Below are 18,846 nucleotides of genomic sequence, written 5' to 3'. Positions count from 1 at the left end.
GCGTACGTGATCGGGGCGTGCGTGCGGTTCACACGGGGTGTGCGCGGCGGTCCGGCGCGCGCTCAGCTCCCCGGTTTCCCGGAGTCCACACCCGGCCGGGACCGCTTCCAGCGCCCCCGGGTGAAGTCCGGGATCGCCTGGGGCGCGCCCTTCGCCCTGATCGACGCGTGGCTCAACGGCACTGGCGCGGTCCAGACGGCGGCGTCGTACACGTCGAAGTCGGGGACCAGACCGAGCCGCATGCACTGCATCAGCCGGAACAGCATGATGTAGTCCATGCCGCCGTGCCCGCCCGGCGGGTTGGAGTGCTCCTTCCAGAGCCAGTGGTCCCACTCGGCGTACTCGGCGAAGTCCCCCCACTGGTGGCCGCTGTGGTCCGGCTCCAGATAGATGCGCGAGGGATAGTCCTCGAACAGGCCCTTGGTGCCCCCGAGGCTGTTGATACGGCTGTAGGGGTGCGGGGTGGACACATCGTGCTCCAGGCGGATCACCCGGCCCTTCGCGGTCTGGACGAGGCTGATCGTCCGGTCGCTCCCGATGTACGTCTCCTTCCAACTCGGGTCGCCAGGCGGCATATTGGCCTCGCGGTACTCGGCCAGGCCGAGCGCGGGGGTGCCGAAGCTGGAGATGTGGGTGACGCGGTCACCGCGGTTGACGTCCATGTAGTTGGCGACCGGGCCGAAGCCGTGGTTGGGGTACAGGTCGCCGCGCAGCCGGGTGTGCCACAGCCGCCGCCAGGGGCCCTCGTAGTAGTCGGGGTCGAACATCAGGTCGCGCAGGTCGTGGTTGTAGGCGCCCGCGCCGTGCAGCAGGTTCCCGAACAGACCGGCGTGCGCCATCCGCAGCACCCGCATCTCGTTCTTCCCGTAGCAGACGTTCTCCAACTGCATGCAGTGTCTGCGGGTGCGTTCCGAGAGGTCCACCAGCTTCCACAACTGGTCGAGCTCCATCGCGACCGGGCACTCCACACCGACGTGCTTGCCGTTGAGCATCGCGCTTTCGGCCATCGCGAAGTGCCAGTCCCAGGGCGTCGCGACGTACACGAAGTCGATATCGCCGCGCTCGCAGAGCTTCTCGAAGTCGTGATCGCCCTTGGTGTACGTCGCCGGGGCGGGCTGGTCCGCGTCGGTGACCTTCTTGGCGGCCGCGGCGGTCTTGTCCTTCACCGGGTCGCAGAGCGCGACAACCCGCACGCCGGGTATCGCGAGAAACAGGTCGATCATGCTGTTCCCGCGGTTGCCGAGCCCGATGATCCCGACGCGGACCGTGCCGCGCTCCTCGAAGGGCACGCCGATCATCGTGTCGCCCTGCGGCTTCGGGGCGCCGGCCGCTGCGGTCGCCGCGGGGGAGGCGTCCGACGGGCTGGCCGCGTGTGCCGTGCCTCCGCCCAGGACGCCGAGCCCGAAGCCGAGCCCGGCGCCCGCGACACCGGCGGTGCGCAGGACGTCACGGCGTGAGTGGTCGGTGGGCTCGGGGGCGGTCGCGTCGGGCTCCGGTGTCGCGTTCTCGTCGTGCATCGGTCCTCCGTCGTCGAGGGGTGTGCAACGGCGGAGCCACCCTGACGGCGCGCGGATCGGGTGCGCAAGAGACGGAAGTGGCCGGGGAGTTGGACTTATGTACGAGGCACGGGGTGCGCGCCGGGTGGCGGCGCTCTCTTACCTGCCCGACACCCCAACCCCCCTACCCCATCACTGAATTGGACCTCAGAGTTGTCCATCGCGGCTAGAGCCGGACGCCCTACCCTGTACGGCATGTCCACCCCTGACCTGATCCGCATCGTCTCCCGCGACTCGCCGATGGCCCTGGCTCAGGTGGAACGCGTGCGGTCCGAACTGGCCGCCCACCACCCCGGCCTGCGCACCGAGGTCGTCCCGGTCAAGACCAGTGGCGACAAATGGATGGGCGCGCTCGCCCAGCTCGGCGGCAAGGGAGCCTTCACCAAGGAAGTCGACGCCGCCCTGATCGCCGGCGAGGCCGACCTCGCGGTGCACTGCCTCAAGGACATCCCCGGAGACCGGCCGCTGCCCGCGGGCACGGTGTTCGCCGCCTACCTGCCCCGCGACGACGTCCGTGACGCCCTCATCCACCCCGCGGGCCTCACCCTGGCCGAACTACCCCCTGGCACCCGCATCGGCACCTCTTCGGTACGTCGTGTCGCCCAACTCGCCGCCGCCCACCCGGACCTGGAATGCGTCCCCTTCCGCGGCAACGCCAACCGCCGCCTGGACAAACTCGCCGCCGGCGAAGCCGACGCGCTCCTGTTGGCCGTGTCCGGCCTCGAACGCATCCACCGCACCGACGTCATCACCGAGATCCTGCCCACCGACAGCATGTGCCCGCCCATCGGCGCCGGCATCCTCACCCTGCAATGCCGCGAGACCGACCACGACACCATCGCCGCCGTCGCCCCTCTCAACGACCCGACCACCTACCGCGAAGCCGCCGCCGAGCGCATGTTCCTGCACGTCCTGCAAGGCCACTGCAACAGCCCCATCGCCGGCTACGCCCACACCGACGACACCGGCCAACTCGCCCTGCGTGGCCAGGTCTTCACTCCCGACGGCAAACGCGTCCTGGAGGCCACCGAAACCGCGGGACCTCTCGACCCGGACACCCTCGGCATGTCCGTCGCCGTCACCCTGCTCCGCCAGGGCGCCCGCGAGCTCATCGACGCCATCGCCCACTGAGCTGGGCGGGGAGCCGGATCCACCTCGGAGAGTGGGACTCACTTACCGGGAGTTGGGCTCACTTACGCGGAGCGCGCCGGGTGGCGCGCTCCAGTTCCAGGAGTACGGAGTAGTAGCCGCGGCCCGTGGCATGGTCCATGCCCACCTCGCACATACGGTTGGCCGACAGATGCGCGTCAAAGTGCCGTGCCGTCACCTCGGCGGCCTCACGGGCCGTCGCCGACTCGGTCAGTTCCCTGTGCAGCATGCCGCGGTCGCCCGCAAAGGCGCAGCATCCGGCGTCGTCCGGCACGATGACCTCGTCCGCGCAGGCCTCGGCGACCGTCCGCAGCCGCGCCTCGTGGCCGAGGTGGCGCATGGAGCAGGTGGGGTGCAGGACGGCGGAGCCGATGGTGCGGTGCACTGTGAGGTGGGGGAGTAGCTCGTCGGCGGCCCAGACGAGGGAGTCGACGACGTTCAGCTCCGCGTGCAACTCCCGGTTGGCTTCGGTGAGATGGGGCACCACTTCGTGGGCGATGCCGAGGGTGCAGGAGGAGGCGTCCACGACGAGGGGGAGCCTGCCGCCCGCGGTCCAGCCCCAGGCGGCCTCCACGATGCGGTTGGCCATCACGGCGTTGCCCGCCTCGTACCCCTTGGAGTGCCAGATCGTCGCGCAGCAGGTGCCGCCGACGTCGTCCGGAATCCACACCGGGCGGCCCGCCCGCGCCGACACGGCGACCATGGCCTGCGCGAGGGACGGGCCGCGGTGTCCTTCGGGGCTGCCGAAGATGCGGTTGACGCAGGCCGGGAAGTAGACGGCCCGCGCGCCGACCCGGGAAGTGCGCGGGAGCCTGCGGGGTGCGGCGCCGGGGATCCGCGGTAGCCACTCGGGGACGAGGTCGGGGCGTACGGCCTTGCGGGCGGCCCGTGTTGCGGCGGTGAGCAGCCGGTCGCTGATCTTGTCGGCGGCGGCCACGGCCAGTCGCGTGGAGGCCTCGACGCCACGGAAGTTCCTGGCGGCGAGCGCGGCGATCCGCTCCTCGCGCGGGGAGTGCCTGGCGTGCCGGAAGTCCCTCATCATCGCGCCGGTGTCGATGCCGACGGGGCAGGCCAGCTTGCAGGTCGAGTCGCCCGCGCAGGTGTCCACGGCGTCGTAGCCGTACGCCTTGATCAGCTCGTCCTGCACCGGGGAGCCGTCGGGCTGGCGCATCATCTCCCGGCGCAGCACGATGCGCTGGCGCGGAGTGGTCGTCAGGTCGTGGCTGGGGCAGGTCGGTTCGCAGAAGCCGCACTCGATGCACGGGTCGGCGACCAGCTCGACCTTGGGGATGGTCTTCAGGCCGCGCAGATGGGCCTCGGGGTCGCGGTCCAGGACGATACGCGGGGCGAGCACGCCGTCCGGGTCGATGACCTGCTTCGTACGCCACATCAGCTCGGTGGCCTTGGGGCCCCACTCCAGTTCCAGGAACGGCGCGATGTTGCGGCCGGTGGCGTGCTCGGCCTTGAGTGAGCCGTCGAACCGGTCGACGGTGAGGCGGCAGAACTCGTCCATGAAGGCGGCGTACCGTGCGACGTCCTCGGCCTTGGCCGCGTCGAAGGCGAGCAGGAAGTGCAGGTTTCCGTGGGCGGCGTGGCCCGCCACGGCCGCGTCGAAGCCGTGCCTGGTCTGCAGTTCGAGCAGCGCCGTGCAGGCGTCGGCGAGTTGCGAGGGCGGTACCGCGAAGTCCTCGGTGATCAGGGTCGTCCCGGAGGGGCGGGAGCCGCCGACCGCCGTGACGAAGGCTTTGCGGGCCTTCCAGTAGCCCGCGATGGTTCCCGCGTCACGGGTGAACTCGTTGGTCACCGACGCTACGGGCGCGACGAGTTCCAGCCCCTCCAGCGCGCGGGCCGCCGCCTGCTCGTACGCCTCCTGACCCGCCTCGTCGGGTGCCCGGAACTCCACCAGGAGGGCCGTGGTGTCCTTGGGCAACTCGGCCCAGTCGGCGGGTACGCCCCGCACGCTGACCGAGGCCCGCAGCGTGTTGCCGTCCATCAACTCGACGGCCAGCGCGCCCGCTTCGTTGAACAACGGCACCGCGGCGGCTGCCGCGGGCAGCGAGGGGAAGAACAGCAGCGCGGACGTCACCCTCCGGTCCAGTGGCAGGGTGTCGAACACGACTTCCGCGATGAAACCGAAGGTGCCTTCGGATCCCACCATCAGTCCGCGCAGGATCTCCACCGGCGTCGAGCCGTCCAGATAGGCGTCCAGGCGGTAGCCGTTGGTGTTCTTGATCTCGTACTTGGCGCGGATGCGGCGGACCAGGTCCGGATCGGCCTCGATCTCCCGCTTGATCGCCAACAGGCCTTCGCAGAGCGCTGGTTCCGCGTGCGCCAGCTGTTCGTCGGCGTCCGGCTCCGCGGTGTCGACGACCGTGCCGGTCGGCAGGACGAAGGTGAGCGAGGCGAGGGTGCGGTACGAGTTGCGGGTGGTGCCGGCCGTCATACCGGAGGCGTTGTTGGCGACGACTCCGCCGAGGGTGCAGGCGATGGCGCTCGCCGGGTCGGGGCCGAGCACCCGTCCGTACCGGGCGAGGGCGGCGTTGGCCCGTACGACGGTGGTGCCCGGGGCGATCCTGGCCCGCGCGCCGTCGTCGAGCACCTCGATGCCCGCCCAGTGCCTGCGCACGTCGACCAGGATGTCCTCGCCCTGCGCCTGGCCGTTCAGGCTGGTTCCGGCGGCCCGGAACACCACGTCGCGGCCCTGGCCGTGCGCGTACGAGAGCACGGCGGTCACATCGTCGAGGTCCTCGGCGATCACCACCACCTGGGGCAGGAAGCGGTACGGGCTGGCGTCCGACGCGTACCGCACCAGGTCCGAGACCTTCCACAGCACCTTGTCCTCGCCGAACACGGCGAGCAGGTCGCTGCGGAGGGGCTCCGGTGTGCCGCGCGCCTGCCGGTCCTGCACCCGGTCGGGTGACGGGGCTGCCCGCCGGGCGTCGGGACGTAGTGCCTCGGGCTTCGGCTCCAGCAGGGGCATGGCGGACTCCTCGGCGTCGTCGGCTCACACGTCGTCGCGAACAGTCTGTGTCACCGGCAGGCTGATTCAGCGGCAGTCTGCGTCGCCCATCAGTCTGTGTCACCGGCAGTCTGTGTCAGTGGCAGTCTGCGTCACCAGCAGTCCGTGTTGCTGACAGCCCGTGTCGCTAACAGTCGGTTTCGCCCCGGTGATCCAGCAGCGCGGACAGCAGGCCGCCGAACACCTCGCGCTGTTCGGTGGCCAGTGGAGCCAGGATCTCCTCCGCGGCGGCCCGGCGCGCGCCGCGCAGCTTGTCCAGTGCCACCCGGCCGGTGTCGGTGAGCTCGATCCTTATCACCCGGCGATTGGCCGGATCGGGCACCCGGCGCACGCAGCCGCTGTTCTCCAGGCCGTCGACCAGGGTCGTCACGGCGCGCGGGACCACCTCCAGACGCTGGGCCAGATCCGCCATCCGCGGCGGCGTGTCGTAGTGCACGACGGTGCGCAGCAGCCGGGACTGGGCGGGGGTGATGCCGATGCCGGACTTCTCGAGGTGGCGCTTGTGTACGCGGTGCAGCCGTCGGGTGAGCCGCAGCAGCTGTTCGGCGAGCAGGCTGTCGGGATCGGAAAGTGTCGGGCCCGGTGTCATGCCCGGAGACTAGCAGGACAAAGCTCATTGTGCATATAGGTAACAATGAGCTATGCTCCCCTGACGGTCATGGATTCCGCGATTCCGCACACCCCGCAGGAGTCCTCACGTCGCCTTCGCGTCGTCCTCAAGGAGCCGCCCGTGCACCCTCCTGATGCCCCCGAGTGGGTCCCACCGCCACCCGACCCCGAGCAGCCCCGCCAGCTGCGGCGCATCCTCGGCCTCTTCCGCCCCTACCGCGGCCGCCTCGCCATCGTCGGCCTGCTGGTCGGAGCCTCCTCGCTGGTCTCGGTCGCCACGCCGTTCCTGCTGAAGGAGACCCTCGACACCGCGATCCCCGAGGGCAGGACCGGACTGCTCAGCCTGCTCGCCCTCGGCATGATCCTCAGCGCCGTACTCACCAGCGTCTTCGGTGTCGTACAGACCCTGATCTCCACGACGGTCGGCCAGCGCGTCATGCACGACCTGCGCACCGCCGTGTACGGCCGCCTCCAGCGTATGTCGCTCGCCTTCTTCACCCGGACCCGCACCGGCGAGGTGCAGTCACGGATCGCCAACGACATCGGCGGCATGCAGGCCACGGTCACCTCGACCGCCACCTCGCTGGTCTCCAACCTCACCAGCGTCGTCGCGACCGTCGTCGCGATGCTGGTGCTCGACTGGCGGCTCACTATCGTCTCGCTGCTCCTGCTGCCCGTGTTCGTCTGGATCAGCCGACGCGTCGGCCGCGAGCGCAAGCGGATCGCCACCCAGCGGCAGAAGCAGATGGCGACCATGGCCGCCACCGTCACCGAGTCGCTCTCCGTCAGCGGCATCCTGCTCGGCCGCACCATGGGCCGCTCCGACTCGCTCACCCAGTCCTTCGCCGACGAGTCCGAACGCCTCATCGACCTGGAAGTCCGCTCGAACATGGCGGGGCGGTGGCGGATGTCCGTCATCGGCATCGTCATGGCCGCCATGCCCGCGGTCATCTACTGGGCGGCGGGTATGGCCCTCCAGTTGGGCGGCCCCACCATCTCGCTCGGCACCCTCGTCGCCTTCGTCTCGCTCCAGCAGGGCCTGTTCCGGCCGACCGTGAGCCTGCTCTCCACCGGCGTGCAGATCCAGACCTCGCTCGCCCTCTTCCAGCGCATCTTCGAGTACCTGGACCTGCCGGTCGACATCACCGAACCGGAGCAGCCGGTCCGGCTCGACCAGGCCAGGGGCGACATCCGCTTCGAAGGCGTCACCTTCCACTACGACGACACCAGCGGACCGATCCTCGACGCCATCGACCTGCACATACCCGCGGGCGGCAGCCTGGCGATCGTCGGACCCACGGGCTCGGGAAAGTCCACGCTGAGCTATCTCCTGCCACGGCTGTACGACGTCACCGACGGCCGCGTCACCCTCGACGGCGTGGACGTACGCGACCTGGACTTCGACACCCTGGCCCGGTCGATCGGCGTCGTCTCCCAGGAGACGTACCTCTTCCACGCCTCGGTCGCCGACAACCTGCGGTTCGCCAAGCCCGACGCCACCGACGAAGAGCTGTACGAGGCGGCGCGGGCGGCCCAGATCCACGACCACATCGCCGCCCTGCCCGACGGGTACGACACGGTCGTCGGCGAGCGCGGCCACCGCTTCTCCGGAGGCGAGAAGCAGCGCCTGGCGATCGCCCGCACCATCCTGCGCGACCCGCCCGTCCTCATCCTCGACGAGGCGACCAGCGCCCTGGACACCCGCACCGAGCGGGCGGTCCAGCAGGCCATCGACACCCTGTCGGCCAACCGCACCACGCTCACCATCGCTCACCGGCTCTCCACGGTGCGCGGCGCCGACCAGATCGTGGTGCTCGACTCGGGCCGTCTCGCCGAACGCGGCACCCACGAGGTGCTCATGGAGCGGAACGGCCGGTACGCCGCCCTCGTCCGCCGAGATGCCCAACTTGAGCCCGCGAAATGACGATATGCGTCATTTCGCGGCATTGGCGCGTTAACGTGCCCGCATGCAGATGAACAGTCCACGTCAGGGCAAGATCCGGCTCACCCGCCGTGGCTGGGTGGCGCTGCTGACGACCGCGACCGTCATGGTCGCGGCGGCGGTGGCCGTACCCCTGCTGATGCGCGGTGACGACACCCAGCGGCCAGAGTCCCTGCTGATCCCCGAGGGTTGGCGCAGCAACCAGGTGTACGAGGCGGTCGACAAGGCCCTCGGCGTCCCGGCGGGCACCGCGAAGAAGGCCGCGGGCAAGGCCCGTCTCAAGCTGCCCGGCGACGCCGGCGGCAACCCCGAGGGCTACCTCTTCCCGGCCACGTATCCGATCGGCGGGCAGTCGACACCGACCTCGGTGCTGTCGTACATGGTCAACACCGCCAACAAGAAGTTCGGGGCATCCGCCGTCATCCAGGGCGCCGACCGCAACGCGGTGTCCGTCTACCAGACCGTTACCATCGCGAGCATCGTGCAGGCCGAGGCCGAGACCAAGGAGGACATGGGGAAGGTCGCCCGTGTCGTCTACAACCGGCTCGACCGCGGCATGCCGCTCCAGATGGACTCCACGATCAACTACGCCCTGAACCGCTCCACGCTGGACACCACGTCCACGGACACCAAGATCGAGAGCCCGTACAACACCTACGCGCGGATGGGCCTCCCGCCGACCCCGATCGCCAATCCGGGTGACGACGCGATCAAGGCGGCGCTCAATCCGACGGAGGGCGACTGGTTGTACTTCGTCACGGTGAAGCCGGGGGACACCCGCTTCACGGCGGACTACGCGGAGCAGCAGCGCAACGTCGACGAGTTCAACCGCAACCGCAAGAACGCGAAGGACTCCCAGGACGCGAAGGAAGCGAGCGCGGCGCGCTGAGCCGGGCGGGGGCGGGTCTTCCGACCTGTCCGGCCGGGCATGTGCGGGCCGCGAGGTGCGGGTGTGCGGTCACGGGGCGGCGGGCCCTCAGGCCACGAGGAGCCGGTGCGCGGCCCACGAGGCGCTGTCCTTAGGCCACGAGCTCCCGGCCCTCCGCCACACGGACCCCGTCCCCGTCCCTGTCCCCGGACAGGAGTCGGCGGATCTCCCGTACGGCCGCCCGGCCCGCGCGGTTGGCGCCGATGGTGCTCGCCGAAGGCCCGTACCCCACCAGATGCACTCGCGGATCGCGCACCGCGCGTGTGCCCTCCACGCGGATGCCGCCGCCCGCCTCGCGCAGCCGCAGCGGCGCCAGATGGCCGATCACGGCCCGGAACCCGGTGGCCCAAAGGATCACATCGGCCTCGACGCGCCGCCCGTCGGCCCACTGCACGCCATCGGGAGTGATCCGGTCGAACATCGGGAGCCGGTCCAGCGTCCCGTCCGCGCGCCCTCGCCGGACGGCATCCGTCACGGCCAGTCCGGTCACCGAGACGACGCTGCGCGGCGGCAGGCCCCGCCGCACCCGCTCGTCGACCAGGGCCACGGCGGCCCGCCCCTGCTCGGCGTCGAACGGCCCTTCGTGGAACACCGGCTCGCGCCGCGTCACCCAGGTCGTCTCCGCCGCGTACGGCGCGACCTCCAGCAGATGCTGGACCCCCGACGAGCCACCCCCCACCACGACGACCCGCTGCCCGGCGAACTCCCGCGGCCCCGGGTACTGGGCGGTGTGCAACTGACGCCCCCGGAAGGTCTCCTGTCCCGGGTAGCGGGGCCAGAACGGCCGGTCCCAGGTGCCCGTCGCGCTGATCAGCGCCCGAGTCGACCACACCCCGACCGAGGTCTCCACCAGCAGCCGCCCGCCCTCGCCCTCGCGCACCGCCCGCACGTCGACCGGCCGCCGCACCCGCAGATCGAAGGCGCGCTCATACGCGGCGAAGTACTCGCCGATCACCTCGGACGAGGGCCGCGCCTCGTCCGCGCCGGTCAGCTCCATGCCCGGAAGCTGGTGCATCCCGTGCACCCGGCCGTACGTCAGCGTCGGCCACCGGAACTGCCAGGCGCCCCCGGGGCGCGGGGAGTGGTCGAGCACGACGAAGTCGCGCTCGGGCTGGTATCCCGTACGCCGCAGGTGATACGCGGCGGACAGCCCGGCCTGCCCGGCTCCGACCACCACGACCTCGACGTTCCGTACGGCGTCTGCTGCCCCGATATAGTTCACGCTTCTACTAACTAGCTCGGCGGCCGGGTTCTTCCCGTACGACGGCAGCGGTGCCGGCTGGTGCCCACCGGCGTCCACCAGTGCGAGGATGGCTCCATGTCCGATGCCTTCACCACCCGCATCCTGCATGTCGCCACCGGCTCCCGTGAGAGCGTCGTCGACCTCACACGCGACTGCGAGGCCTTCCTCAGAGAGGCGGCAGCCGGACGCGACGGACTCCTCAACGTCTTCGTCCCGCACGCCACCGCCGGAATCGCCGTGATCGAGACGGGCGCGGGCAGCGACGACGACCTGCTCGCCGCCCTGCGCACCCTGCTGCCCGCCGACGACCGCTGGCAGCACGACCACGGCAGCCCGGGCCACGGCCGGGACCACGTGCTCCCCGCGCTCGTACCCCCGCACGCAACTCTGCCGGTCATCGGCGGCAGCCTGGAACTCGGCACCTGGCAGTCCGTCTGCCTCGTTGACACCAACGTCGACAATCCGAATCGCCAGGTGCGGTTCTCATTCCTCGGCTGAATCGCCCGCGGCGCCGGCGATCGTGTAACAACTGAGGTTGGGGCGTCTGGGGTCAGCGCCTGAATGCGTTCTTGGCCTTGTCGCCAGCCTGCTTGAGGCTTCCGGAGATCCGGTCGGTCCTACCTTCGCGCTGCAGTCGCCGATTGCGGGTGGTCCGTCCGATGCGTTCGGTGATTCGGCCCTTGAATTCCTGTGTCTTGTACTTGATTGTCTGTCCGACGCTCATGACTGTCCTCTGCATGTCGACTTGAGGGACTCCCGCGCGTGATCGCCGTACGGGTATCGGTCGTATCGGTCGTGGAGCGGATTACCTGCGGCCGCGACGGTACCGGCGGTGGCCACCGCCGCGCCCGCGCTGGACGAAGCCGACGATCCAGAGGACCAGCAATACTGCCGCGACCCACCACAGGATCTGCAGGGTGAAACCGAATCCGAATACCACCAGGATCAACAGAAGGAGAAGAATCCAGAACATTGCCGGGCCTCCAGATCACGGGAATTTCCTGATTCCGCGGGGTCCTGGCGAAGTGGGAGGGTGGAATGCTGCGGCCGAATGCTCCGGAGCGGCATAACCCCGCGCCGTGTCGCCAGTCAACGCCCGGCAACGCTCCTTGTCAACGCGGCGTCGACACTGAGGAGTTCTGAGAGCTGGGCAGGGCCCGCTGGGGTGAATGGAGCCTCGGCCGGGGCTTTGTCCGGTTCGGTCGGCGGCGTCGGCAGGATGTGGTCCTCCCACCAGGACAGGCCCAGCACGGTGGCGAGCAGGACGAAGGGGGTCGAAGCGGGAACGATCAGCGCGTACATGTGTACCGCCTGGTGTGGGATGCGTACGACGCGGCGGGCAGCGGATCGGTGCCCGCTCGGGGCGCATCAGAGTGCGCCGTGATCACGTGACGACGGGTGTGCGCGGGAACGGCCTCGCTCGTGGCGCGGCGGGTTCCGGCACCGATGCGCAGGGTGCGCCCTGTTGGGGAGCGCGCTGGCGGTGCGACGCTGCCGGGGGCAGGGGCGGCACGTCGCACGCTAGCCCCTGCGGCAGTTTCCCGACAGGTGTCAAGCAGCCATCTACGTCGGGCAGGACGCGCTGACGCCGCACGGTATCCGCAACCTTGCCGCAGGACTACGCTGCGGGGTGAGGCCCCGGACCCCGGTATCGAAGCTGTGTCGCGCTCTCGGGGAGGACACCGTGTTCGTCCTGGTTCTCATCCTCATCGTCATCGTGGTCCTGTTCGGCTTCGGCTTCCTCAATCCCATCTGGTGGGTGGCCGCGGCGGTGCTGGTCTACGTCGCCACCCGCTACGGCCGTGATCGCGGCGCGGGCCGGAGCCGTGGCGGCGGTTCCGATCTCGGGGACTACCGGGACTACCGGGAGCGCCGGGATCGTCAGGAACGCTGGGACCGCCGCTACAGGCGCCAGAACCGGGCGCGCTGGCGGCGCGAGGAGCATCGGGACCGCTAACACCACGTGGTGATCGCGATCACCACGTGGTACATGCCATCGAGGTACATGCCCTAGATGCGGAGCAGTCGTTGGGTGATTTCCCGGTACTCGCGCAAGGCGTGCCGGAGTTCGTCGGACTGTGTTCCGGAGTCCTGCTCCTCACAGGCGGCGCGGAGGAGATGCCGCCGTTGCGCGAGGGCGTTCACGAGCTGGGTGGTGGCTTCGTCGTAGGCGCTCTCGGCCTCTTCGAGTGCCTCGCGCGGAGCGTCGGCGAACGTGTTGAGGGCGTGCCGGAGGCGCAGGACGATCTTGTCCCGTTCGGCCGATGGGAGCAGCGGTTCCGGGCCCGGGGTTCGGCGTTCGGCGGGGCCGCGGATTTGGCCCGCGGGCTGCTGGGCGCGTGTCTGGTCGTACATCATCGAGTGTCGATTCCGTTCTGCCCGAGGGCGTCCTTGGTCTTCCGTACGAACGTCACATCCCCACCGCCAGCCGGCCGGGCCGGTCAGCGGTGGTCTCGTACGACGAGGAAGTGCCGATGGCCTGTTCCGCCGTGATGAGCGCGGTCGCGGTCATCGGCGGGCCGGCGCCCGCGCTGGCGGCGGCCATCAGCCGGGCGGCCGAGGGGGCGCTGGTCTCCGGGGGTATCACCAGGAGGTCCCAGCGGCCCGCCGTGTAGGACAGCAGCAGGATCGTGTGCGGATCCAGCTCCGAGGTGAACCAACCGACCTTCACCACATGGCCGTTGACGTAGAACTTGGGCGGGAGGATCGGCCAGTAGCGGGGGTTGACGGCGATCCGGGTGATGCGGCCCCACAGCGGGTCCAGTACGTCCGCCAGCGCGGCGAGTTCGTGTGCCAGGTCACGTGAGCGGGGCCACCAGGCGCCGTCCAGTTCGGCACGTCCCGGTGAGGGACTCACCGGTTTGAGGGCGAGGCGCGCGGTCGGGGCCCTGAAGGGCACGGCTCGTAGCGGCGGACGGTGGATGGTCGCGGACATCGCGCGAACCTGTCTCCGGACCTCTGCGTGTGGGCAGTTGCCCGGTGTCGTTGCTCACCGGGAACGACACCGGCATCGGGGCCGGCGTGCGAAATGCTCCTGATGGGTTCACGTTACTCCCCGAAGCGGCCGAAGGGCCCTGAGAACCTCCGCGACGCTACGCGCGACCTCGACCCGGACAGAGTCACACTGATGCTTGGTGAACCCATAAGTTGGCCTTATGAGGTCATAGATCCGACCCGGCTACTAACTAAGGTTTGCCTTAGTTTAGGCTTCCCAACGAGTCCTCGCAGTTCACCGCTCGAAGGGAAACCTGATCATGCCTCGCCCTCTGCGGGTAGCCATTGTCGGAGCTGGCCCGGCCGGGATCTACGCCGCCGACGCGCTGCTGAAGTCCGCAGTGGCCACCGAGCCCGGCGTCTCCATCGACCTCTTCGAGCGGATGCCGGCCCCGTTCGGCCTCATTCGCTACGGCGTCGCCCCCGACCACCCGCGCATCAAGGGCATCATCACGGCCCTGCACCAGGTGCTCGACAAGCCCCAGATCCGCCTCTTCGGCAACGTCGACTACCCGGGCGACATCAGCCTGGACGACCTGCGCGCCTTCTACGACGCGGTGATCTTCTCCACGGGCGCGACGGCCGACCGGGCACTCGACATCCCCGGCATCGACCTCGACGGTTCGTACGGCGCGGCGGACTTCGTCTCCTGGTACGACGGGCACCCGGATGTGCCGCGGACCTGGCCGCTCGAGGCGGAGAAGGTCGCCGTCCTCGGGGTCGGCAACGTCGCGCTCGACGTGGCCCGCATCCTCGCCAAGACCGCGGACGAGCTGCTGCCCACGGAGATCCCGCCGAACGTCCACGAGGGCCTCAAGGCCAACAAGGCGCTGGAGGTCCACGTCTTCGGCCGCCGTGGCCCGGCGCAGGCCAAGTTCAGCCCGATGGAGCTGCGCGAACTGGACCACTCGCCGAACATCGAGGTCATCGTCGACCCCGAGGACATCGACTACGACGACGGCTCGATCGCGACCCGGCGCGGCAACAAGCAGGCCGACATGGTCGCCAAGACCCTGGAGAACTGGGCCATCCGCGACGTCGGTGACCGCCCGCACAAGCTGTTCCTGCACTTCTTCGAGTCGCCGTCCGAGATCCTCGGCGAGGACGGCCAGGTCATCGGCCTGCGCACCGAGCGCACCGCCCTCGACGGCACCGGCAACGTCAAGGGCACCGGAGAGTTCAAGGACTGGGACGTCACCGCGGTCTACCGTGCCGTGGGCTACCTGTCCGACGAGCTGCCCAAGCTGCCCTGGGACATCGACTCGGGCACGGTCCCCGACGAGGGCGGCCGGGTGATCGAGGACACCGGCGAGCACCTGCGGTCGACGTACGTCACCGGCTGGATCCGCCGCGGCCCCGTGGGCCTGATCGGCCACACCAAGGGTGACGCCAACGAGACGGTCGCCAACCTGCTGGACGACCACGCGAACGGCCGTCTGCACGCTCCCACCGCGCCCGAACCGGAGGCCGTGGACGCCTTCCTCGGTGAGCGGAACGTCCGCTTCACCACGTGGGAAGGCTGGTACCAGCTGGACGCCGCGGAGAAGGCCCTGGGCGAACCGCAGGGGCGCGAGCGCGTGAAGCTCGTCGAGCGCGAGGACATGCTGAAGGCAAGCGGCGCCTGAGCTCGTTCGTATCGTCTGTCGTTGAGCCGGCCGCAGGAGGAGATCCTGCGGCCGGCTCTTCGCTGTGCACCCCCGGCCTCCGAATGGGCCAGCCACTGCGCCAGACGCGGCGCCCCCGGTACGGAATCCCGGTGAATCTCCCCAACCCGCCCCGGCGAAGCCCCGGTGTTCTCCCGTGCGCGTGGCACAGTCCGCACGCCAAAAGCACAGGTCCGTACGCCTGTACGACGGCGGCTCGCGGAGGAGGCGATCGGTGCACGAAGACGGATCGGTGGACGACGTCAGGGCGAGACCGGGACCGAGACCGAGGCTGCGACGGCGAACGCGACGGATCCGGGAGAAGCGGGCCAGGACGCGCGCCGCCCTCGGTCTCGTCGCCAGCGTGCTCCTGGTGCTGCAATCCCTCGTGGCGCTCGCATCGGCGCCCGCGTGGGCGGGCGAGGACAAGCAGGTCAACTCCAACACGCGCCGAGAGCCGCACAACGCGGTGGTGAATCCCCGTGATCCCTCGCAGGTCGCGGTCATGCAGGGCTGCACGGTCTACATCGACAACAACTACGGCGAGGACGGCTTCCCGATCAGGCGGTCGACCTCCATCTCAGGCTGTTTCGGGGACCCGTCCCTCGCCTTCGACTCGCAGGGGCGGTTGTTCGCCACCCACCTCTCGACGTCCTTCAACGCCGACGGCGCCAGCAGGTTCGGGGTGGGGGTCGGTGAGATCACCGACCTGACGACCACGGGGAATCAGCAGTACACCCCGACCCAGGTGAGTGCCGACACCACCGCGAACAACGACAAGCAGTGGCTGGTGGCCGACGCCAACCCGTCGAGTCCGTACGCCGACAACCTCTACATCGTCTGGACCCGCCTGGGCGGACCGCGCCGGGTGATGTTCTCGCGCTCCACCGACTCCGGTGCCAACTGGTCGACGCCGGTGGAGGTCTCCGAGGCCGGAGAGGGGGCGGCGTGGCCCGCTCACCTTGCCGTGGCGGCCAACGGGGACCTCTACGTCGCGTACCACACCAATACCTGCGAGGACGAGGACCGGACGACGGCCGAAGGGCCGATCGAGACCGTCCCCCTCATCCGGGACGGGTCCGGTGGCGCCGATCTGGCCGCCGGTACGATCGCGCAGCGGACCGACGCGTTCGGGCCCGGGGAAGCCAGCGTCACCTGCAACGTGCAGGGCACGGGTGACGAGATCCCCCGTACCGACTTCTGGATGCAGGGCAGCAACCAGGCCTGGGTGCTGCCCGACCCGGCCCGCCCCGGCCATGTCTACGTGGTCGCCAACGACAACCCGGACAACGTGTTCGGGACCTGCTCGGGCGATGTCGCCAACAACATCTGCGACGGTGTGGTGCAGGACCCGGGGGACGACGCTGACGTGGTGATCGCCCGTTCGGCCAACAACGGCCTGGACTTCACCACGAGCAGGGTCGATCACGGACCGGGCGAGACGTTCGCGGTGCTGCCCACCGCCCATATCGACCAGGACGGCACCATCGTCGCCACCTGGTACGACAACCGCCTCGGCACGACGAACGGCGGCAGCGGGCCGAACGGGAACGACAACTTCCTGCTGGAGCTGTACGGAACGACCAGCCGGGACGGCGGACAGACCTGGTCGCCGGACTTCAGGATCAGCGACGACCCGTTCGACCCGGACGTCGGTGCTTCGTGCCGCTTCGGTTCCAACACGAACTGCGGGACCGTGACCACGGAGCCCCAGCAGACCCTGCGCATCGGCGAGTACAACGGCCTGTGGACCGCCAACGGGATCGGCTACGCGACGTGGACGGGCAACACCACGCCCCCGGGCGCCGGTGGCGCCGGAGCGGCGGCGCCGCACACCATCTACTACGACGTGTTCTCGCTGCTCGGTGCCTCGCCCGACGCGCTGGAGCCGAACGAGTCGATCGACACCGCGGTCGCCGCGGGGCTCGGCAACAACGACAAGTTCAACAAGCGGCGCCTCACCCTGCACAGTGCGACCGATGTCGACTTCTTCCGGGTCGAGCCCCGGCACACCGGACACCTGCGCGTCGAGATCGACTTCAGCGAAGTGATCTCCGACCTTCAGGTCCGCGCGTACGACAGGTTCGGTAACGAGGTCGCCACCGGCACGGTCGGCACGACCAGGACCGGGAGCTCGACCAGCGAGTTCGCGATCCCGGTCGTCGAGGACGGCAAGTACTTCATCGCGGTCGGCGACGCGGGGATCGGCGACCCGACCAGCCCCGGTGACGCATCGCCCAGCGATCCGCCGCAGGCGACGTACGACCTCACGGTCGTCAACCGCGCGGCCCCCGAACCGTTCGGCATCGACCTCACGCGCGCGTCGGACTCGGGCCGCTTCGACAACGACGACGTCACGGGCGACACGGGACCGGTGCTCCGCCTTCGGGTCGACGACTCGGCGCTGCTGGGCGCGGGCATCAAGCTGTCGCCACAGAACGCCACCGCCGATGACTTCACCGACGACGACGCGGGATTCAAGGTCGCGGTCGAAGCGGACGGGAAGCGCGTCGGCCTCGCCCAGCCGGTAGACCCGGCCGACAAGCCCGGGATCTACGAAGTCACCCTGGACCAAGTGCTGTTCGAGGGGGAGAGCCTGATCACCGCCGAGGTCGTGATCGTCGACCCGTCCGACGACCCGGCGACCACGGACGTCGACCACGACACCGATTCGGGCAAGGAGAGCGCACACCGGCTGGGGCTCACCCTCGACACGACCCCACCGGGCGCGCCGGGCGCGCCTGACCTGCTGCCCTCCAGCGACACCGGCGGGATCACGATCGACAACATCACGACGCTCACCACACCCGCCTTCCAGGGCTCGGGCGTCGAACGGAACACGCTGGTGCGGCTGCTGGCCGACCCGGCGGGACCGGAAGGGCCGTTCGTGGTCGGGAAGGACACCGCGACGTCGGGCGGTGCGTACGAGATCGTCAGCGATCCGCTCGGCGACGGGGTGTACGTCTTCACCGTGCAGCTGGAGGATCTCGCGGGCAATGTGACCACCGGGCTGTCCGGGCTCCAGGTGACCATCGCCCACAAGTCGCTGACACTGTCGGGCGCGACCGAGGACGTGGTCGTCGACATCGCCGAGGGCACGGTGACGGGCTATCCCGGAATCCCCGGTGGCGTGATCGGAATCGAGGGAGTTCCGACCGTGCGTCTCGACGCGAGCGGGAACGGTCTGTCCGTCGTGGGCGGTGCGGCCGACGAGTCGCTGACGTTCACCCCGACGAGCGCCGACGGCGGACGCCTGACCCGGGCGGGCACCGCACCGGTGCTGAACGTCTCCGGGGTGGACGGCCCGGTGGGGATCGCTCTCGGCAGCGGTGACGACGTCGTCACCCTCAGGGGCACGACTGGCGCCGATTCGATCACCGGCACGGTGGACACCTTGGCCTTGCTCGCGGTCGAGGGCCTGCTGGGGCTTGAGATCGTGACCGCCGAGGCCGAGCGGATCGCTGTCGTCGCACGTGACGGCAAGGACACGGTGGACCTCACCGTCATGGACACGGTCAGTACTCGTCTGTCCGTCGACGCGGGCCCGCCGACGACGGCCCCGCCGCCTCAGGGTGACGAACTGATCGTGCGGGCCGGCTCGCCGCAGGGCCAGGTCAACAAGTCACCCGGCGGCCCGAACACGGCGCAGGGGTCGGTGTTCGTCACCTATCCGCAGACCACCGATGCCGAAACGCGGGTCGACTACACGGAGGCCGAGAAGCTGGACCTCGCGAAGTAGCGCAGCCGCAGCCGCGGCCTCCGC

Annotated in this window: 16 protein-coding genes; 7 read left to right on the top strand and 9 right to left on the bottom strand. The window is 69.8% G+C overall.

What is annotated here, in order from left to right; genetic code table 11:
• Nucleotides 1-62 precede the first annotated feature (62 nt).
• Complete coding sequence (locus tag U9R90_RS02730) at nt 63-1,517, bottom strand: Gfo/Idh/MocA family protein (protein ID WP_411054742.1); 1,455 nt, start codon at nt 1,515-1,517, stop codon at nt 63-65.
• 234 nt (nt 1,518-1,751) lie between these two features.
• Between U9R90_RS02730 and hemC the strand changes: the two genes are divergently transcribed.
• Nucleotides 1,752-2,687: a hydroxymethylbilane synthase gene (gene hemC, locus U9R90_RS02725; protein ID WP_411054741.1), complete on the top strand. Its 936-nt coding sequence runs from the start codon at nt 1,752-1,754 to the stop codon at nt 2,685-2,687.
• A gap of 58 nt (nt 2,688-2,745) precedes the next feature.
• Here hemC and U9R90_RS02720 read toward each other — a convergent pair whose 3' ends face one another.
• Both U9R90_RS02720 and U9R90_RS02715 read right to left on the bottom strand, forming a co-directional pair.
• Nucleotides 2,746-5,685, bottom strand: a complete 2,940-nt coding sequence (locus tag U9R90_RS02720) for an FAD-binding and (Fe-S)-binding domain-containing protein (protein ID WP_411054740.1) — start codon at nt 5,683-5,685, stop codon at nt 2,746-2,748.
• Nucleotides 5,686-5,851: 166 nt separating this feature from the next.
• The gene (locus U9R90_RS02715) at nt 5,852-6,313 is read right to left on the bottom strand and encodes a MarR family winged helix-turn-helix transcriptional regulator (protein WP_411054739.1); all 462 of its coding nucleotides are present in this window, start codon (nt 6,311-6,313) and stop codon (nt 5,852-5,854) included.
• A gap of 141 nt (nt 6,314-6,454) precedes the next feature.
• On the opposite strand from U9R90_RS02715, the gene U9R90_RS02710 reads away from it, so the two are divergent.
• Both U9R90_RS02710 and mltG read left to right on the top strand, forming a co-directional pair.
• Nucleotides 6,455-8,257, top strand: a complete 1,803-nt coding sequence (locus U9R90_RS02710) for an ABC transporter ATP-binding protein (RefSeq protein WP_411054738.1) — start codon at nt 6,455-6,457, stop codon at nt 8,255-8,257.
• Between the two features lie 43 nt (nt 8,258-8,300).
• On the top strand, nt 8,301-9,164 hold the full coding sequence (gene mltG, locus U9R90_RS02705) for an endolytic transglycosylase MltG (protein ID WP_411054737.1): 864 nt from the start codon (nt 8,301-8,303) through the stop codon (nt 9,162-9,164).
• 130 nt (nt 9,165-9,294) lie between these two features.
• Here mltG and U9R90_RS02700 read toward each other — a convergent pair whose 3' ends face one another.
• Entirely contained in the window at nt 9,295-10,416 is a 1,122-nt protein-coding gene (locus U9R90_RS02700) for an NAD(P)-binding domain-containing protein (RefSeq protein WP_411057613.1), read from the bottom strand.
• Nucleotides 10,417-10,521: 105 nt separating this feature from the next.
• Here U9R90_RS02700 and U9R90_RS02695 point away from each other — a divergent pair, with 105 nt between their 5' ends.
• Entirely contained in the window at nt 10,522-10,944 is a 423-nt protein-coding gene (locus tag U9R90_RS02695) for a secondary thiamine-phosphate synthase enzyme YjbQ (RefSeq protein WP_411054736.1), read from the top strand.
• A 52-nt stretch (nt 10,945-10,996) separates the two neighbouring features.
• On the opposite strand, the gene U9R90_RS02690 is transcribed toward U9R90_RS02695, so the two are convergent.
• The 3 genes from U9R90_RS02690 to U9R90_RS02680 all read right to left on the bottom strand — a co-directional run bounded on the left by U9R90_RS02690 (nt 10,997) and on the right by U9R90_RS02680 (nt 11,748).
• Nucleotides 10,997-11,170 carry a CsbD family protein gene (locus U9R90_RS02690; protein ID WP_411054735.1) on the bottom strand — a complete coding sequence of 58 codons (174 nt, stop codon included), beginning with the start codon at nt 11,168-11,170 and terminating at the stop codon, nt 10,997-10,999.
• Between the two features lie 81 nt (nt 11,171-11,251).
• On the bottom strand, nt 11,252-11,419 hold the full coding sequence (locus U9R90_RS02685; protein ID WP_411054734.1) for a hydrophobic protein: 168 nt from the start codon (nt 11,417-11,419) through the stop codon (nt 11,252-11,254).
• Between the two features lie 116 nt (nt 11,420-11,535).
• Nucleotides 11,536-11,748 (bottom strand): hypothetical protein, encoded by a 213-nt coding sequence (locus U9R90_RS02680; RefSeq protein ID WP_411054733.1) that lies wholly within the window; start codon nt 11,746-11,748, stop codon nt 11,536-11,538.
• Between the two features lie 382 nt (nt 11,749-12,130).
• On the opposite strand from U9R90_RS02680, the gene U9R90_RS02675 reads away from it, so the two are divergent.
• Nucleotides 12,131-12,403: a hypothetical protein gene (locus U9R90_RS02675; protein WP_411054732.1), complete on the top strand. Its 273-nt coding sequence runs from the start codon at nt 12,131-12,133 to the stop codon at nt 12,401-12,403.
• A gap of 53 nt (nt 12,404-12,456) precedes the next feature.
• Here the strand turns inward: U9R90_RS02675 and U9R90_RS02670 are convergent, their stop codons facing one another.
• Together U9R90_RS02670 and U9R90_RS02665 are read right to left on the bottom strand one after the other, a co-directional pair.
• Nucleotides 12,457-12,804, bottom strand: a complete 348-nt coding sequence (locus U9R90_RS02670; protein ID WP_411054731.1) for a hypothetical protein — start codon at nt 12,802-12,804, stop codon at nt 12,457-12,459.
• Nucleotides 12,805-12,856: 52 nt separating this feature from the next.
• Nucleotides 12,857-13,381: a DUF5994 family protein gene (locus tag U9R90_RS02665; protein ID WP_411054730.1), complete on the bottom strand. Its 525-nt coding sequence runs from the start codon at nt 13,379-13,381 to the stop codon at nt 12,857-12,859.
• Between the two features lie 319 nt (nt 13,382-13,700).
• On the opposite strand from U9R90_RS02665, the gene U9R90_RS02660 reads away from it, so the two are divergent.
• Together U9R90_RS02660 and U9R90_RS02655 are read left to right on the top strand one after the other, a co-directional pair.
• Nucleotides 13,701-15,065 carry an FAD-dependent oxidoreductase gene (locus U9R90_RS02660; protein ID WP_411054729.1) on the top strand — a complete coding sequence of 455 codons (1,365 nt, stop codon included), beginning with the start codon at nt 13,701-13,703 and terminating at the stop codon, nt 15,063-15,065.
• 391 nt (nt 15,066-15,456) lie between these two features.
• Nucleotides 15,457-18,822 carry an Ig-like domain-containing protein gene (locus U9R90_RS02655; protein WP_411054728.1) on the top strand — a complete coding sequence of 1,122 codons (3,366 nt, stop codon included), beginning with the start codon at nt 15,457-15,459 and terminating at the stop codon, nt 18,820-18,822.
• The last annotated feature ends 24 nt before the right edge of the window (nt 18,823-18,846 follow it).

Source organism: Streptomyces sp. E11-3, assembly GCF_046540415.1.
Classification (GTDB): domain Bacteria; phylum Actinomycetota; class Actinomycetes; order Streptomycetales; family Streptomycetaceae; genus Streptomyces.
Note: the sequence above shows the minus strand (reverse complement) of the source record. Positions and strands in the feature narration are given on the sequence as shown.

What these genes read in the sequence shown, in the direction of transcription:
- U9R90_RS02670 (WP_411054731.1), bottom strand. Translation starts at nt 12,804, where the DNA reads ATGATGTACGACCAGACACGCGCCCAGCAGCCCGCGGGCCAAATCCGC.
- mltG (WP_411054737.1), top strand. Translation starts at nt 8,301, where the DNA reads ATGCAGATGAACAGTCCACGTCAGGGCAAGATCCGGCTCACCCGCCGT.
- U9R90_RS02730 (WP_411054742.1), bottom strand. Translation starts at nt 1,517, where the DNA reads ATGCACGACGAGAACGCGACACCGGAGCCCGACGCGACCGCCCCCGAG.
- U9R90_RS02715 (WP_411054739.1), bottom strand. Translation starts at nt 6,313, where the DNA reads ATGACACCGGGCCCGACACTTTCCGATCCCGACAGCCTGCTCGCCGAA.
- U9R90_RS02665 (WP_411054730.1), bottom strand. Translation starts at nt 13,381, where the DNA reads ATGTCCGCGACCATCCACCGTCCGCCGCTACGAGCCGTGCCCTTCAGG.
- U9R90_RS02690 (WP_411054735.1), bottom strand. Translation starts at nt 11,170, where the DNA reads ATGAGCGTCGGACAGACAATCAAGTACAAGACACAGGAATTCAAGGGC.
- hemC (WP_411054741.1), top strand. Translation starts at nt 1,752, where the DNA reads ATGTCCACCCCTGACCTGATCCGCATCGTCTCCCGCGACTCGCCGATG.
- U9R90_RS02685 (WP_411054734.1), bottom strand. Translation starts at nt 11,419, where the DNA reads ATGTTCTGGATTCTTCTCCTTCTGTTGATCCTGGTGGTATTCGGATTC.
- U9R90_RS02695 (WP_411054736.1), top strand. Translation starts at nt 10,522, where the DNA reads ATGTCCGATGCCTTCACCACCCGCATCCTGCATGTCGCCACCGGCTCC.
- U9R90_RS02660 (WP_411054729.1), top strand. Translation starts at nt 13,701, where the DNA reads ATGCCTCGCCCTCTGCGGGTAGCCATTGTCGGAGCTGGCCCGGCCGGG.
- U9R90_RS02680 (WP_411054733.1), bottom strand. Translation starts at nt 11,748, where the DNA reads ATGTACGCGCTGATCGTTCCCGCTTCGACCCCCTTCGTCCTGCTCGCC.
- U9R90_RS02720 (WP_411054740.1), bottom strand. Translation starts at nt 5,685, where the DNA reads ATGCCCCTGCTGGAGCCGAAGCCCGAGGCACTACGTCCCGACGCCCGG.